This is a genomic window from Trinickia dabaoshanensis, assembly GCF_002879885.1.
Taxonomy (GTDB): domain Bacteria; phylum Pseudomonadota; class Gammaproteobacteria; order Burkholderiales; family Burkholderiaceae; genus Trinickia; species Trinickia dabaoshanensis.
In genome coordinates, this window is record NZ_PNYA01000032.1 from 50407 (window position 1) to 64427 (window position 14021).

13 protein-coding genes and 1 tRNA gene are annotated in these 14021 nt (G+C 62.2%); 1 reads left to right on the forward strand and 13 read right to left on the reverse strand.

The annotated features are described in order from the left end of the window. Positions 1 to 40: 40 nt before the first annotated feature. From pheT to C0Z18_RS27450, 12 genes are all read right to left on the reverse strand, one after another. Complete coding sequence (pheT, locus tag C0Z18_RS27390) at positions 41 to 2473, reverse strand: phenylalanine--tRNA ligase subunit beta (RefSeq protein ID WP_102648580.1); 2433 nt, start codon at positions 2471 to 2473, stop codon at positions 41 to 43. A 91-nt stretch (positions 2474 to 2564) separates the two neighbouring features. Further along, complete coding sequence (pheS, locus tag C0Z18_RS27395) at positions 2565 to 3578, reverse strand: phenylalanine--tRNA ligase subunit alpha (protein WP_199189566.1); 1014 nt, start codon at positions 3576 to 3578, stop codon at positions 2565 to 2567. Positions 3579 to 3720: 142 nt separating this feature from the next. After that, on the reverse strand, positions 3721 to 4080 hold the full coding sequence (rplT, locus tag C0Z18_RS27400; RefSeq protein WP_004192938.1) for a 50S ribosomal protein L20: 360 nt from the start codon (positions 4078 to 4080) through the stop codon (positions 3721 to 3723). A 29-nt stretch (positions 4081 to 4109) separates the two neighbouring features. Next, positions 4110 to 4307 (reverse strand): 50S ribosomal protein L35, encoded by a 198-nt coding sequence (gene rpmI, locus C0Z18_RS27405; RefSeq protein WP_102648611.1) that lies wholly within the window; start codon positions 4305 to 4307, stop codon positions 4110 to 4112. A gap of 243 nt (positions 4308 to 4550) precedes the next feature. Continuing rightward, on the reverse strand, positions 4551 to 5072 hold the full coding sequence (gene infC / locus C0Z18_RS27410) for a translation initiation factor IF-3 (RefSeq protein WP_102648581.1): 522 nt from the start codon (positions 5070 to 5072) through the stop codon (positions 4551 to 4553). A gap of 50 nt (positions 5073 to 5122) precedes the next feature. Next, the gene (thrS, locus tag C0Z18_RS27415; RefSeq protein WP_102648582.1) at positions 5123 to 7030 is read right to left on the reverse strand and encodes a threonine--tRNA ligase; all 1908 of its coding nucleotides are present in this window, start codon (positions 7028 to 7030) and stop codon (positions 5123 to 5125) included. Positions 7031 to 7326: 296 nt separating this feature from the next. Further along, positions 7327 to 7403, reverse strand: a tRNA-Val gene (locus tag C0Z18_RS27425). Positions 7404 to 7472: 69 nt separating this feature from the next. Beyond that, the gene (locus C0Z18_RS27430) at positions 7473 to 9707 is read right to left on the reverse strand and encodes a RelA/SpoT family protein (protein WP_102648583.1); all 2235 of its coding nucleotides are present in this window, start codon (positions 9705 to 9707) and stop codon (positions 7473 to 7475) included. A gap of 45 nt (positions 9708 to 9752) precedes the next feature. Further along, positions 9753 to 10106 (reverse strand): RidA family protein, encoded by a 354-nt coding sequence (locus C0Z18_RS27435; RefSeq protein ID WP_102648584.1) that lies wholly within the window; start codon positions 10104 to 10106, stop codon positions 9753 to 9755. Between the two features lie 58 nt (positions 10107 to 10164). Then, the gene (locus C0Z18_RS27440; RefSeq protein WP_102648613.1) at positions 10165 to 11070 is read right to left on the reverse strand and encodes an alpha/beta fold hydrolase; all 906 of its coding nucleotides are present in this window, start codon (positions 11068 to 11070) and stop codon (positions 10165 to 10167) included. A 258-nt stretch (positions 11071 to 11328) separates the two neighbouring features. Further along, entirely contained in the window at positions 11329 to 11970 is a 642-nt protein-coding gene (locus C0Z18_RS27445) for a CoA transferase subunit B (RefSeq protein WP_102648585.1), read from the reverse strand. Between the two features lies 1 nt (position 11971). Beyond that, on the reverse strand, positions 11972 to 12676 hold the full coding sequence (locus C0Z18_RS27450; RefSeq protein WP_102648586.1) for a CoA transferase subunit A: 705 nt from the start codon (positions 12674 to 12676) through the stop codon (positions 11972 to 11974). A gap of 236 nt (positions 12677 to 12912) precedes the next feature. Here C0Z18_RS27450 and C0Z18_RS27455 point away from each other — a divergent pair, with 236 nt between their 5' ends. Then, positions 12913 to 13458 (forward strand): PAS and helix-turn-helix domain-containing protein, encoded by a 546-nt coding sequence (locus C0Z18_RS27455; protein WP_102648587.1) that lies wholly within the window; start codon positions 12913 to 12915, stop codon positions 13456 to 13458. Positions 13459 to 13524: 66 nt separating this feature from the next. On the opposite strand, the gene C0Z18_RS27460 is transcribed toward C0Z18_RS27455, so the two are convergent. Continuing rightward, positions 13525 to 13956, reverse strand: a complete 432-nt coding sequence (locus tag C0Z18_RS27460; protein WP_102648614.1) for an acyl-CoA thioesterase — start codon at positions 13954 to 13956, stop codon at positions 13525 to 13527. Between the last annotated feature and the right edge of the window lie 65 nt (positions 13957 to 14021).

Here is a 14021-nt window from a genome sequence, read left to right on the forward strand (position 1 = left end):
GCGACGCATCGCACGAACGCTCTTGCGAGCGCTCCCGCACTCATCCGCGCAACCGCGCACCGTAGACTCGAGCCAAGCGATCCACCAAGGCTTTAACGGCCGAATCGACCGTCTCATCCTGCAGCGTGCCGCCAGTATCTTGCAGGGTTACGCGGAAGGCAAGGCTTTTCTCGTGCGCCGCCATTCCGCCGGAAGTGCTTGATTTTGCACGAAATTCATCGAACAGCGCAACCCTCTGAACGAACTTGCACGCCTCCTCGCCGAGCGCCTTGTGCATCTCGTCGAGCAATGCCTGAACTTCCACGTTTTGATCGACGACCACCGCGATATCGCGCCGAACCGGCGGATATTTCGATACTTCCGTCAGTGTGGGCAACGCACGGCCCATCAGCGCCTGCGCATCGACTTCGAACACGATCGGCGCATGCGGCAAATCGTATTGCTGCATCCAACGCGGGTGGAGCTCGCCGATCCAACCGGCGGCCTGTCCATCGAGTTCGATGCGCGCGCTGCGCCCCGGATGCAGAGCAGGATGCTCGGCCTTGACGAAGCGCGCGACGCGCGGCGCGAACAACGCCTCGACGTCGCCCTTCACGTCGAAGAAGTCGACCATGCGCGTGGGCGTGCCCCACTGCTCTTCCACAGCCGGACCATAAGCGAGCGCACCGATGCGCTTCGGCTGCGCGTAACCTTCAACGGTCGTCTCGCTGGCGCCGACCGACCGGTCGCGCAAGAACACGCGCCCCGCCTCGAACACACGCACGCGTTCCGCGCGGCGATTCAAGTTGTGACGCAAGACGTCGATGAGGCTGCCGATGAGCGTCGTACGCATCACCGAGAGCTGGCTCGCGATCGGATTGAGCACGCGCACCGGCGTGTCGTTGCCCGCGAAATCGCGCTCCCAGCTTTCGTCGACGAAACTGAAGTTGATCGTTTCCGCATAGTCGCGCGCGGCCAGCGCGTGACGCAGCGTGTGAATGGAGCGGCAGGTTTCGTTCGTCGCGCGCATCACATTGGCCGCAACGGGAGGACGAGCCGGAATCTTTTCGAAGCCGTAGATACGCGCGACTTCCTCGATCAAATCTTCTTCGATCTCGATGTCGAAGCGATACGACGGCGGGGTGACGGCGAAAATCTCGCCGTCGAATTCATACTCGAGCCCAAGGCGCGTGAAGATACGCGCCATCTCGTCGGCGTCGATCGCGATACCGATCACGCGCTGGGCGCGCGCAACCCGCATCGTTACCGGCGCACGTTGCGGCAGGTTGACGACCTGATCGTCGACGGGACCGGCCTCGCCGCCGCAGATATCGAGAATCAAGCCCGTGATGCGCTCGATGTGCGACACCGTCGTCTCGTAATCGACACCGCGCTCGAAGCGATGCGCCGCGTCGGTCGAGAAGTTGTACTTGCGCGCACGGCCTCGAATGCTATCGGGCCACCAGAAGGCGGCTTCGAGGTATACGTTCGTCGTATCGAGCGTCACCGCGGTGCTGTCGCCGCCCATGATGCCGGCCAGGCTCTCCACTTGATGATCGTCGGCGATCACGCCCACGGCTTCATCGAGTTCGACCGTATTGCCGTTCAGCAGCTTCAGGCTTTCGCCGCGACGCCCCCAGCGCACTTCGATCCCGCCATGAATCTTGTCGAGATCGAACACGTGCGACGGACGGCCCAACTCGAGCATGACGTAGTTCGAGATATCGACGAGCGCCGAAATGCTTCGTTGTCCTGAGCGTTCGAGCCGCTCGACCATCCATTGCGGCGTCTTCGCGCGCGCATTCACGCCGCGAATCACACGGCCCGAAAAACGGCCGCATAGGTCGGGCGCCGCGATCTTCACGGGCAGACGCTCGTTTAGTTTCACCGGCACGGGCTCGATCGCCAACGGCTTGAGCGGCGTACCCGTGATCGCTGCCGTCTCGCGTGCGACGCCGAACACCGAAAGGCAATCGGCCTTGTTAGGCGTCAGCTTGATTTCGAAGATGGTGTCGTCGAGATTCAACGCTTCGCGGATGTCCCGTCCGATCGGCGTGTCCTCGGGCAAGATCATGAGACCGCCGTGATCTTCCGACAGCTTGAGCTCGCGTGCGGAACAAAGCATGCCTTCGCTTTGCACGCCGCGCAGCTTCGACAGCTTGATCACGAACGGCGCCCCGCCTTCCTCGGCCGGCGGCAACTGCGCGCCGACGAGCGCAACGGGCACCTTGATCCCGGGGGCGACGTTCGGTGCGCCGCACACGATATTGAGCACCGAGCCCGTTCCGGCATCGACCTGACAGACGTTGAGCTTGTCCGCGTCGGGATGCTTGACCACCTCGAGCACGCGGCCGACGACGATCTTCGTCGTAGGCGGCGCAGCCGGGCGCAACGATTCGACTTCGAGGCCGGCCATCGTCAACGCATGCGACAGTTCCTCCGTCGTCAGTTGCGGATCGGCAAACGTTCGGAGCCAGGATTCAGGGAATTGCATGTGTGTCTACGTTCGAAGGAGTGGGTCCATGCCTGGCCGGCGCACGCTCGGGCCAGGCACCGCTTGCGGTGTTCGTTACGCGCCGGGCGCGTTACGCGAACTGCCGCAAGAAGCGCAGATCGTTCTCGAAGAACAGCCGCAGATCCTGCACGCCATAGCGCAGCATCGTCAAACGCTCGAGGCCGCTGCCGAATGCGAAACCGATGTAGCGCTCGGGATCGAGGCCCATGTTGCGGATGACGTTCGGATGCACTTGGCCTGAGCCCGAAATTTCGAGCCACTTGCCGGCGTTCTTGCCTTCCTCGAACTTCATATCGATTTCAGCCGACGGTTCGGTGAACGGGAAATACGACGGCCTAAAGCGCACGAGAATGTCGTCGCGCTCGAAGAATTTCTTCAGGAAATCGGTGTACACGCCCTTCAGATCGGCGAAGCTGATGTTCTCGTCGATCCACAAGCCCTCGACCTGATTGAACATCGGCGAGTGCGTCGCGTCGCTGTCGACGCGATACGTACGCCCCGGCACGATGACCTTGATCGGCGGCGTATTGCTGCGCGCATAGCGCACTTGCATCGGGCTCGTATGCGTGCGCAGCAGCAGCGGACGTCCGCCCGCATCTTTGCCGTCCACGTAGAACGTGTCTTGCATCGAGCGCGCCGGATGGTTCTCCGGGCTATTGAGCGCCGTGAAGTTGTACCAATCGGTTTCGATCTCGGGGCCGTCGGCCACGTCGAAGCCGATCGAGCCGAAGATTTGCTCGACGCGCTCCCACGTTTGCATCACGGGATGCAGGCTGCCGGCGCCGGCACCGCGGCCGGGCAGCGTCACGTCGATCGCCTCGGCCGTCAGGCGTTGCTCGAGCAACGCTTGCGCGAGCGCGTCGCGACGTGCCGTGAGAGCCGCTTCGACTTGCTGCTTCGCGACGTTGATGCGCGCGCCCTCGGCCTTGCGTGTCTCGGGGTCGAGCTTGCCGAGCCCCTTGAGCAGCTCGGTCAACATGCCCGCCTTACCGAGAAAACGAGCTTTCTCGTTTTCGAGCGTGGCGCTATCGACAGCTTGCGAGAAAGCTTCTTGCGCGTCGGCGACAATCCGGTCCAAATCCATTGATCCCATCATTTCAACGTCGGTGTTTTACGTAAGTGCGGCCAGCAAAAAAAAAGGGCTCGGTGAGGAGCCCCGTTTTCTTGTCTGGAGCACCGGCTTGCCCCGGCGCTCCAGACGAACCACGCAGTGACTAATCTAGCAATTAGGCTGCAACGGCGGCTTTCACCTGCTTCACGATCGCGGCAAAAGCAGCCTTGTCGAACACGGCCATATCGGCCAGCACCTTGCGGTCGAGTTCGATCGACGCCTTCTTCAGGCCGTTGATGAACACGCTGTACGTCATGTCGTGCTGACGGACGGCCGCGTTGATACGCGTGATCCACAGCGCACGGAATACGCGCTTCTTGTTGCGGCGGTCGCGGTAGGCGTATTGGCCTGCGCGCATGACCGCTTGCTTCGCGATGCGGTAGACGTTATTGCGACGGCCGCGGTAACCCTTGGCCAGGTTGATGATCTTCTTGTGGCGGGCACGTGCCGTAACCCCACGTTTGACTCGAGGCATGTTTCGCTCCTATGAGTAAAGGTTGAGGGTTAGGCGAAGGGCATCATGGCGCGCACGGAATCCAAATTGGACTCGTGCACCGCTGCCGAACCGCGCAGGTGACGCTTGTTCTTCGTGGTTTTCTTCGTGAGAATGTGGCGCTTGAAGGCTTGACCGCGCTTGACGGTACCGCCCGGACGCACCACGAAGCGCTTTGCAGCGCTCTTCTTGGTCTTCATCTTAGGCATGACGAACAACTCCGTTATTTGATGGCGATGGGTGTGCGGCCGGCAAAAAGCCCTAGCTCCGCCCTTTGAAACCCAGTCCACTTGTCTGCGGCTTGGCCGTTGCCGGCCGCCGCGCTTTCAGGAACGCCGCCCGATACCGCCCGGGCGCCGCTCCGAAACCTGCTTGGAAATCTCTGACTGCTTCGTCGCACACGCCGCCCATCGCGCCACTCGCTGCGTGGCGCATCGGCGGCGAGCCGCACGTTACTTCTTTTTCTTCGGCGCGAGCACCATGATCATCTGGCGCCCTTCCATCTTCGGCATTTGCTCGACCTGACCCACTTCTTCGAGGTCGGTGCGCAGGCGCTCTAGCATGCGCATGCCGATTTCCTGGTGCGCCATTTCGCGTCCGCGAAAACGCAACGTGATCTTCGTCTTGTCGCCCTCATCCAGAAAGCGTACGAGATTGCGCAGCTTGACGTTGTAATCGCCGTCGTCGGTACCCGGGCGGAACTTCACTTCCTTCACCTGGATGACCTTCTGCTTGAGCTTCGCCTCGTGCTGCTTCTTCGCTTCCTGGTATTTGAACTTGCCGTAATCCATCAAACGGCAGACCGGTGGGACCGCCTGAGGGGCGATTTCCACCAAATCGACGTCCTGCTGTTCCGACATGCGGAAAGCATCAGCCAGTTTCACAATGCCGAGCGGTTCGTTGTCGACTCCGACTAGACGCACCTCGGGTGCCGTAATCTCACCGTTGATGCGGTGCCCCTTATCAGTAGCGATGTTCCGGTTCCTCTAAAAATTAAAAAAACGAGCCGCGCTGCCGCGGTGGCTTACTTGAACGCCTGGACGTCTTCACGCAGGCGCTCAACGAAGGCGTCGACCGGCATCACGCCCAGATCGACACCGCCACGGGCACGCACGGCTACCGTTTGTGCTTCACGCTCTTTGTCGCCTACCACGAGCAGGTACGGCACTTTTTCGAGCGTATGCTCGCGTATTTTATAGCTAATTTTCTCGTTGCGCAAATCAAGCTCGATTCTAAGCCCTTGTTTTTGCAACGTTTGGGCTAGGCTCTGCGCATACTCGGCTTGGCTTTCGGCGATATTCATGACGACAGCCTGCGTCGGCGCGAGCCACGGCGGCATCGCCCCGGCATGGTGCTCGATCAAAATCCCGAGGAAACGCTCCATCGAACCGACGATAGCCCGGTGCAGCATCACGGGCCGGCGGCGGCTGTTGTCCTCGGCCACGTACTCGGCGCCGAGCCGCTCCGGCAGGACCATATCCAATTGCAGCGTGCCGCACTGCCAGGACCGGCCGAGCGCGTCCTTGATGTGGTACTCGATCTTCGGGCCGTAGAACGCACCCTCGCCGTCGAGCTCTTCCCAGGTGAGGCCGCACGCCGTCAAAGCCTGGCGCAAGCCTTCCTCGGCGCGATCCCAAATCTCATCCGTCCCCGCGCGCTGCTCAGGCCGCAACGAGAGCTTGATGTCGATGTTTTCGAAGCCGAAGTCGCGGTAGACGCTCATCGCGAGCGTGTTGAACTTGATCGACTCCTCGATGAACTGCTCTTCAGTACAGAAGATGTGCGCATCGTCCTGGACGAAACCGCGCACCCGCATCAATCCATGCAGCGCACCGGACGCCTCGTTGCGATGGCACGAACCGAACTCGGCATAGCGCAGCGGCAGATCGCGGTACGAGCGCAGGCCGTGCTTGAACACCTGAACGTGCCCGGGACAGTTCATCGGCTTGATCGCGTAGTCGCGCTTTTCCGATTCCGTCGTGAACATGTTCTCGCGATAGTTCTGCCAATGGCCCGACGCCTCCCACAGCGAGCGATCCATGATCATCGGCGTCTTGATCTCGAGATACCCGTCGGCATTCACGCGCCGGCGCATGTACTGTTCCACCTGCTGCCACAGCGACCAGCCCTTCGGATGCCAGAACACCATGCCCGGCGATTCGTCCTGCAAGTGGAACAGATCGAGCTGACGGCCGAGCTTGCGGTGATCGCGCTTCTCGGCTTCCTCGAGCATATGCAGATAGGCGTCCTGCTCTTCCTTCTTCGCCCAAGCCGTACCGTAGATGCGCTGCAACTGCTCGTTCTTCGAATCGCCGCGCCAGTAGGCGCCCGCGACCTTCATCAACTTGAAGACCTTGAGCTTGCCCGTGGACGGCACGTGCGGGCCGCGGCACAGATCCGTAAAACCGCCGTGCGAATAGAGCTTGATTTCGTCGCTCGCCGGGATCGACTCGATGATCTCGGCCTTGTACTTTTCGCCGATGCCCTTGAAGTACTGCACCGCCTCGTCGCGCGAAACGACACGCCGCGATACCGGCTCGTCCTTCTTCGCGAGTTCCTGCATGCGCTTTTCGATCTTCTCGAGATCCTCGGGCGTGAAGGGACGCTGATAGGCGAAGTCGTAATAAAAGCCGTTGTCGATCACCGGCCCGATCGTGACTTGCGCCTCGGGATAGAGATCCTTCACCGCATAGGCGAGCAAGTGCGCAGCCGAATGGCGAATGATATCGAGGCCGTCCGGGTCTTTCTCGGTGACGATCGCAAGCGAAGCATCGCGATCGATCAACGTGGACGTATCGACGAGTTCGCCATCGAGCTTGCCGCCCAGCGCGGCTTTCGCGAGACCCGGACCGATCGAGGCGGCTACCTCGGCCACCGTCACCGGGTGATCGTATTGTCGAGACGAACCGTCGGGCAGGCGTATCGAAACCATTGCGTTCTCTCCGAGATGCCGCGCGGGGCATCAAAAACAATCGATTGGCGGCAACAAATCAAAACTGCAAAGACATGCCAAGCAAAAGACGGATAAAAAAAATGCGGCCCCGCTTTCGAGGGGCCGCATTCACTTTCACTGACAAGCAGACTAATAGGGCGAAAGAGGTCCTCGACTAGCGTCGCTCCGAAAAAGTTTCGGTCAACGTTCGCGGTGTCATAACCGTATTCGCCTTGTGCGCTTTCGCGCCTTTGACTGCTGCTGAATACCCGGCGAACCGGACATTCGATTTTCGTTGGTAGGCTCGATTGGACTCGAACCAACGACCCCCACCATGTCAAGGTGGTGCTCTAACCAGCTGAGCTACGAGCCTGAAGAAGAAGCGATTATATGGACCCTATTGAACCTTGGCAAGTACTTTTATGCTTTCACATGCAAAAAGTTACGACTTGCGCGTCGCGCTCACGACGCCGGCCACTTCACCGAGCAGCGTGCAAGCACGTTGGATCTGCGACGAGCTCGACACTTCCACCGTGAATTGCATGAACGCGCTCGTGCGCCGGCTCATCGTCTTCACGCCGACGACATTCATCTTCTCGCGCGCGAAGACTTCGGAGATATCGCGCAACAAGCCTTGCCGGTCTTGCGCCTCGATCGTGATATCGACGGGATACACGGACGAGCCGCGCCCGCCCATCACATCGGCCGACCAGGCGGCGGCGAGCACGCGTTCGGGCGCGCGCGCGGCCATGCGCTGGAACATCGCGCAATCGCTGCGGTGGATCGACATGCCCTTGCCCCGCGTAACGAAGCCGCTGATTTCGTCGGGCGGCGCGGGGCGGCAGCACCGCGCAAGCTGCGTGAGCAACGCGTCGACGCCGACGACGAGCACGCCCGTCGACGCGCCGCGCGCGACGCTCGCGCCGCTGCCGCGCTTTTCGAATTGCTCGGGCGTGTCCGCTTGGGGCTCGGGGGCCGGCTGTTCGGTAAGCGCCTGCTCGATGTTGCGCAGGCTGAACTCTTCCTTGCCGACGACGTTGAATAAATCGTCGGGCGATTTGAAGCCGAGCTTGGCGGCGAGCTGATCGAGACTGACCGACGTCCGGCCTTCTCGCTGCAACGTCTTTTCCACCATCGCCCGGCCGGTGGCGATATGTTCCTGCAACTCGATCGCGTTGAACCAAGCGCGCACCTTCTGCTTGGCGCGGTTGCTTTGCAGATAACCGAGCTGCGGATTGAGCCAATCGCGCGACGGCCCGCCCTCCTTCACCGCGACGATCTCGACCGTCTGGCCGTTTTGCAACGGCTTGTTGAGTGGCACCATCGCGCCATCGACCCGCGCGCCTCGGCAGCGATGGCCGAGTTCACTGTGCAAGTGATACGCGAAGTCGAGCGGCGTCGCGCCTTGCGGCAACGCGATCACACGCGCTTGCGGCGTGAGCACGTAGATATGGTCGTCGTCGAGCGTGGCATGGCGCAATTGCTCCCAGGGCCTGGCGGCGGCGGGCTCGCTTTCGGCGACGTCCTCCTTCCACGCAAGCAATTGCCGCAGCCACGCAATCTTCTCGTCGTATTTCTCGCTTGCGCTGAATTGGCCGCCATAGCCGCGCGTGCCCGCTTCCTTGTAGCGCCAATGCGCGGCGACGCCATATTCGGCGAAGCGGTGCATCTCGTGCGTACGAATCTGCACTTCGAAGGCGCGCCCGTCGTCGCCGATCACGACCGTGTGCAACGACTTGTAGCCATTCGGCTTCGGCCGCGAAATGTAGTCGTCGAATTCCTTCGGCACGGGCTGCCAAAGGTTGTGCACGATGCCGAGCACCGCGTAGCAATCCTTGATGTCCGGCACGATGACTCGGAACGCGCGCACGTCGTAAAGCTCGGCGAAGTCGAGCGCCTTGCCGCGCATCTTGCGCCAGATGCTATAGATGTGTTTCGGGCGCCCGCTGACCTCGGCTTGGATGTGGGCGGCGGCAAGCTCTTGCTGCAACCGGTCGATCGCCTGAGCGACGTACGACTCGCGCTCGATGCGCTTTTCGTCGAGCAGCTTGGCGATGCGCTTATAGGTATCGGGGTCTTGAAAGCGGAAAGCGAGATCCTCGAGTTCCCACTTCAATTGCCAGATACCGAGCCGGTTCGCGAGCGGCGCATAGATCTCGAGCGTCTCGCGCGCAACCTCGGGCCCCGGCGAGATCTTGGCGGCCGCGTAGTAGCGCAGCGTCTGCAAGCGCGAGGCGAGCCGGATCAACACCACGCGGATGTCCTGCGCGAACGCGAGCAACATCTTGCGCAGCGCCTCGATCTGCGCGCGGCGTGCAGCCTGGGCATCGCGGCCTGCTTCGGGCATGGCGTTGCTCGCCGCCTTCAGACTGACCGTCCCGAGGCGAAGCAGCTTGCGCACGTCGCCCACGAGTTGGCCGACCTCCTCACCGAAGCGCTCGGCGATGATCCGTTCGGGATCGGCCAGATGGGGCGTGAGCGCGAACAGCGCCGCCGCCAGCACCGCGGGCGGATCGACGTTCAGCTTGCCGACGATCGACGCCGTACCCGCGGCATGTTCGGCCAGCAACTCGCCCGACGCCAGGCGCGCCTCGCCCGCGTGCTCGCGCACGAACGCGAGCGCATCCTCAAATGACGGCAACGACGGCGCGCCGGTGACGACCGTATCGGCGTTCATCGTTCGACTCTCTTGCAAAAACAGCGACTACGAAATTCGATACGCTCAGCCGCGCTGAGCCGCGACGACGACGATTTCGACGAGGCATTCGGGATTGGCGAGCTTCGCCTCCACGGTGGCACGCGGCGGCGTGGCGCCTTCTTGAACCCACTCGTCCCATGCGGCGTTCATGCCTTGGAAATGAGCCATGTCGGCCAAGTATATTTGCACCGACAGCAGTTGCGACTTGTCGCTGTTCGCTTCCGCGAGCAAACGGTCGATATGGCCAAGCACTTCGCGCGTCTGCCCGCCGATGTCCTGGTTCGTGTCCTCGGCGATCTGCCCGGCTAGGTAGACCGTGCCGTTGTGAATCGCGGTTTCCGAGAGACGCTTGCCGACGTGATGACGAATGACTGCCATTTGAAGTCCTGATCCGGTACGTAAAGTTTCACGGGCCGCGCGGGGCGGCAAACCGCTATTATGACTCGGGCGCGTCGTTGCCGACGAAGAACCGGCGCGCGATGCCGATCTGCTCCGGATCGAGAAAAGCCGGCGCATGCCCCACACCCTCGATTTCCACGCACGACACCGCTTTACCGCGCTCGACCATGCTTGCCGCGGTCTGCGCCGAGAGCAAGTCCGACTCGGCGCCGCGCACGACCAGCACCGGGCCTGCAATTGCCTCGAACAGGCGCCACAACAGTTGCTCCGCGCCGAGTCCGGCGTCGGGGTTCACCGCGGCGAACGGCTGCGCGATCGCCGGATCGTAGCGCAATCCCCACCTCCCATCCTCGCGCTGACGCATGAGCGGCGCGTTGATCTCGTGCCACTCGTCGGCACTCAGCGGACCGAAGCCTGGGGCAACCGACGCAGCGTAATCGACGGCTTCGCGCAGCGTGCCGAAACTCGCGGGTTTGCCGAGATAGTCGCGGATCCGGTCCAGCGCGACCGGCTCGATATGCGGGCCGATGTCGTTCACGAGCAGCCTGCGAATCGGCGAGCTCGGCAAGCCGGCCAGCGTCATCCCGATCAACCCGCCCATGGACGTGCCGAACCAATCGACCGACTCCACGTCGAGCCGCGCGATCAGCGTGATCATGTCGGCGACATACTGCGGCACGATGTAGCGGCTCGAATCGCCGAGCCAATCGGACAAACCGCGGCCGACCACGTCCGGGCAGACGACGCGATATTCATCGGCGAGCGCTGCCGCGACACGATCGAAATCGCGGCCGGACCGCGTGAGACCGTGCACGCAGACGAGAACGCGCTTGTTGGCCGGATCGCCCCATTCCGAATAGGCCATCCGATGCAGGCCCGTGGGGCTCGCGCATTGCACGTAACGTTGCACGGGAGCCGCGGCTGTGAGCGTCGTTTGAGTCATCGTATCGTCGTCCTCGGGTGGATACGGCGCGGCGCGACGCTGCCAAGAGCGCATGACGTCGCGGCTGTCATCGATTGTAGTCACTTCGCGAAACGAGCGGTCTCCCCGCGCGCGAGCAACGCACAGTCTAGGACGATCGGGGAACGGGCATTGTCTTGCCGATGACAGTTGGAACGCCGCGAGGTGTACCAACGACAACGGGCGGCACCTTGGCCGCCCGTTGTCTTGTGCCTCGCGCGCGGCACGCGGACGGCGCGCTCAGTTCAGCGCGCTCGTATCGAGCGGCGCGCCCGTCTTCGCTTTGATTTCGTCGACCGTCACGCCCGGCGCGAGTTCGACGAGCTTAAGGCCCGCCTCGGTCACGTCGATGACGCCCAGATCCGTGATGATGCGATTGACGACGCCCACGCCCGTGAGCGGCAGCGTGCAGGCGTCGAGGATCTTGTGCTGGTCGCCCTTGGCCACATGCTCCATGAGCACGACGACGCGCTTGACGCCCGCCACGAGGTCCATCGCGCCGCCCATCCCCTTGATCATCTTGCCGGGGATCATCCAGTTCGCGAGATCGCCGTTCTTGCTGATCTGCATGGCGCCGAGGATTGCCAGGTTGATATGGCCGCCGCGAATCATCGCGAACGAATCGGCCGACGAAAAAATCGACGAACCGGGCAGCGTCGTGATGGTTTGCTTGCCCGCGTTGATCAGATCGGCATCGAGCTCCTCCTCGGTCGGGGACGGGCCGATACCGAGCAGGCCGTTCTCCGATTGCAGCCAAACGTCCATGCCCGCGGGCACGTAGTTCGCCACGAGCGTCGGCAGCCCGATGCCCAGGTTCACGTAAAAGCCGTCTTGCAGCTCCTGCGCCGCGCGCGCGGCCATCTCGTCACGTGTCCAAGCCATGTCAGTCTCCTTTCGCGCGCACGACGCGTTGTTCGATGCGTTTCTCGGGATGCGCATTGAGCACGATGCGCTGCACGAAGATGCCGGGCGTATGGATCGCATCCGGATCGAGTTCGCCCACTTCGACGATCTCTTCGACTTCGGCCACCGTGATGCGCCCCGCCATCGCGCACATCGGGTTGAAGTTACGCGCCGTGCGGCGATAGATGAGGTTGCCGGCCTTGTCGGCCTTCCACGCTTTCACGAGCGCGACGTCGGCTGTGAGCGAATGCTCGAGCACGTACTGGCTATCGCCGAACTGACGCGTTTCCTTACCCTCGGCGATGATCGTGCCGTAACCCGTGCGCGTGAAGAAGGCCGGGATGCCCGCGCCGCCGGCGCGCAGCTTTTCGGCCAGCGTGCCTTGCGGCGTGAACTCGAGTTCGAGTTCGCCCGACAGATACTGGCGCTCGAACTCCTTGTTTTCGCCCACGTACGACGAGATCATTTTTTTGATCTGCCGCGTTTGAAGCAACACGCCGAGGCCGAAGCCGTCCACACCCGCGTTGTTGCTGATGCATGTAATGCCCGCAACGCCCGTGTCGCGCAGGGCCGCGATCAACGCTTCGGGGATGCCGCACAGGCCGAAGCCGCCGACGGCGAACGTTTGACCGTCCGCAACGACGCCTTCGAGCGCGGCGGCCGCGCTTGGATAGACTTTATTCATCTGTATGTCCCTTCCATGATGGAAATCCGACGATCGGATCGGCACGAGTGAGAATGGTCGACATCGAACGCAATCGATGGCCATTTTAGTCGTCGTGCGCGCATTCGTTCATCTTCGATACGCGCCGCCACACTCGATTTAATGGCCCAAAGGGTACGATGGTCCGCGCTTGCGGCACAATACGCAAAAATACATAAGCGAAAGCCCGCGAAATGAGCGTCCGCTTGCCGCGAACCATGTCCAAAATCGATTATCAAACCGCATTCCATCTCGCGCCGATCGGCCTCGTGCTGTCGCGCGATCGGATCATCGAAGACTGCAACGACGCGGTGGCCGCGATCTTTCGCTGCGAGCGCTCGGCGCTGATCGGCCGTTCGTTCGAAGTGCTCTACCCGTCCTCGGACGAGTTCATGCGGATCGGCGAGCGGATCGGGCCGATCATGACGGCCCAAGGCAGCTACGCCGACGATCGGATCATGAAGCGCGCCGATGGCGAACTATTCTGGTGCCATGTAACCGGGCGCGCGCTGGAACGGCAAGCCCCGCTTGCCGCGGGCGTCTGGACGTTCGAAGACTTGAGCGCGACGCGCCGCGTGGCCATCGAACTCACGCCGCGCGAGCGCGAAGTGGCCGCTCAACTCGCGACGGGTAAAACGAGCAAACAGATCGGGCGCGCTCTGGACATCAGCTCGCGCACGGTCGATATCTATCGCGCGCGTCTCATGCGCAAATTCGGCACGGGCAACGCGACCGAACTCATGCAGCGGCTGCTCGGGCACTGAACGCCCCCCTCAGGCAGGAGGCGACCACGTGGCGCCCGTGTCGAAACGCGCGCGCCTTCAGGGCAATCAGCCGGCGCTGACGAGATGCGGATGTTCGAGCAGTTCGCGCAAACGCTCGGGCAACGGCACGGAGCGCCCGGCCGCGTAATCGATCCACACGCAACGGGCCGCGCCGCGGGCATAGAGCGTGCCCGGATCGTCCGAGCGGCGCAGCTCGAAGCCCGTATCGAAGCTGCTGCGCCCGGGCTTGCCCACCGACATCACGGCCACGACGTCGCCCGGGTAATGCAGTTGCCGCAAAAATTCCATCGAGGCATTGACGATGACGGGTCCCTGCCCTTGTTCGGCGCCGCCGATAATGCCGATCGATTCGAACCAGCTGATCCGCACCTGCTCCATGTAGCGAAAGTACACGGTGTTGTTGACGTGCCCGAACGCATCCATGTCGCCCCAACGGATGGGCATCGACATTTCGAACACGCGCTGGTAATCGTTGATCGTCGCTTCTGCTTGTTCCACTTCTTTATACCTAAGACAAAAAAATCCGGGGCGCAATCGGCCGG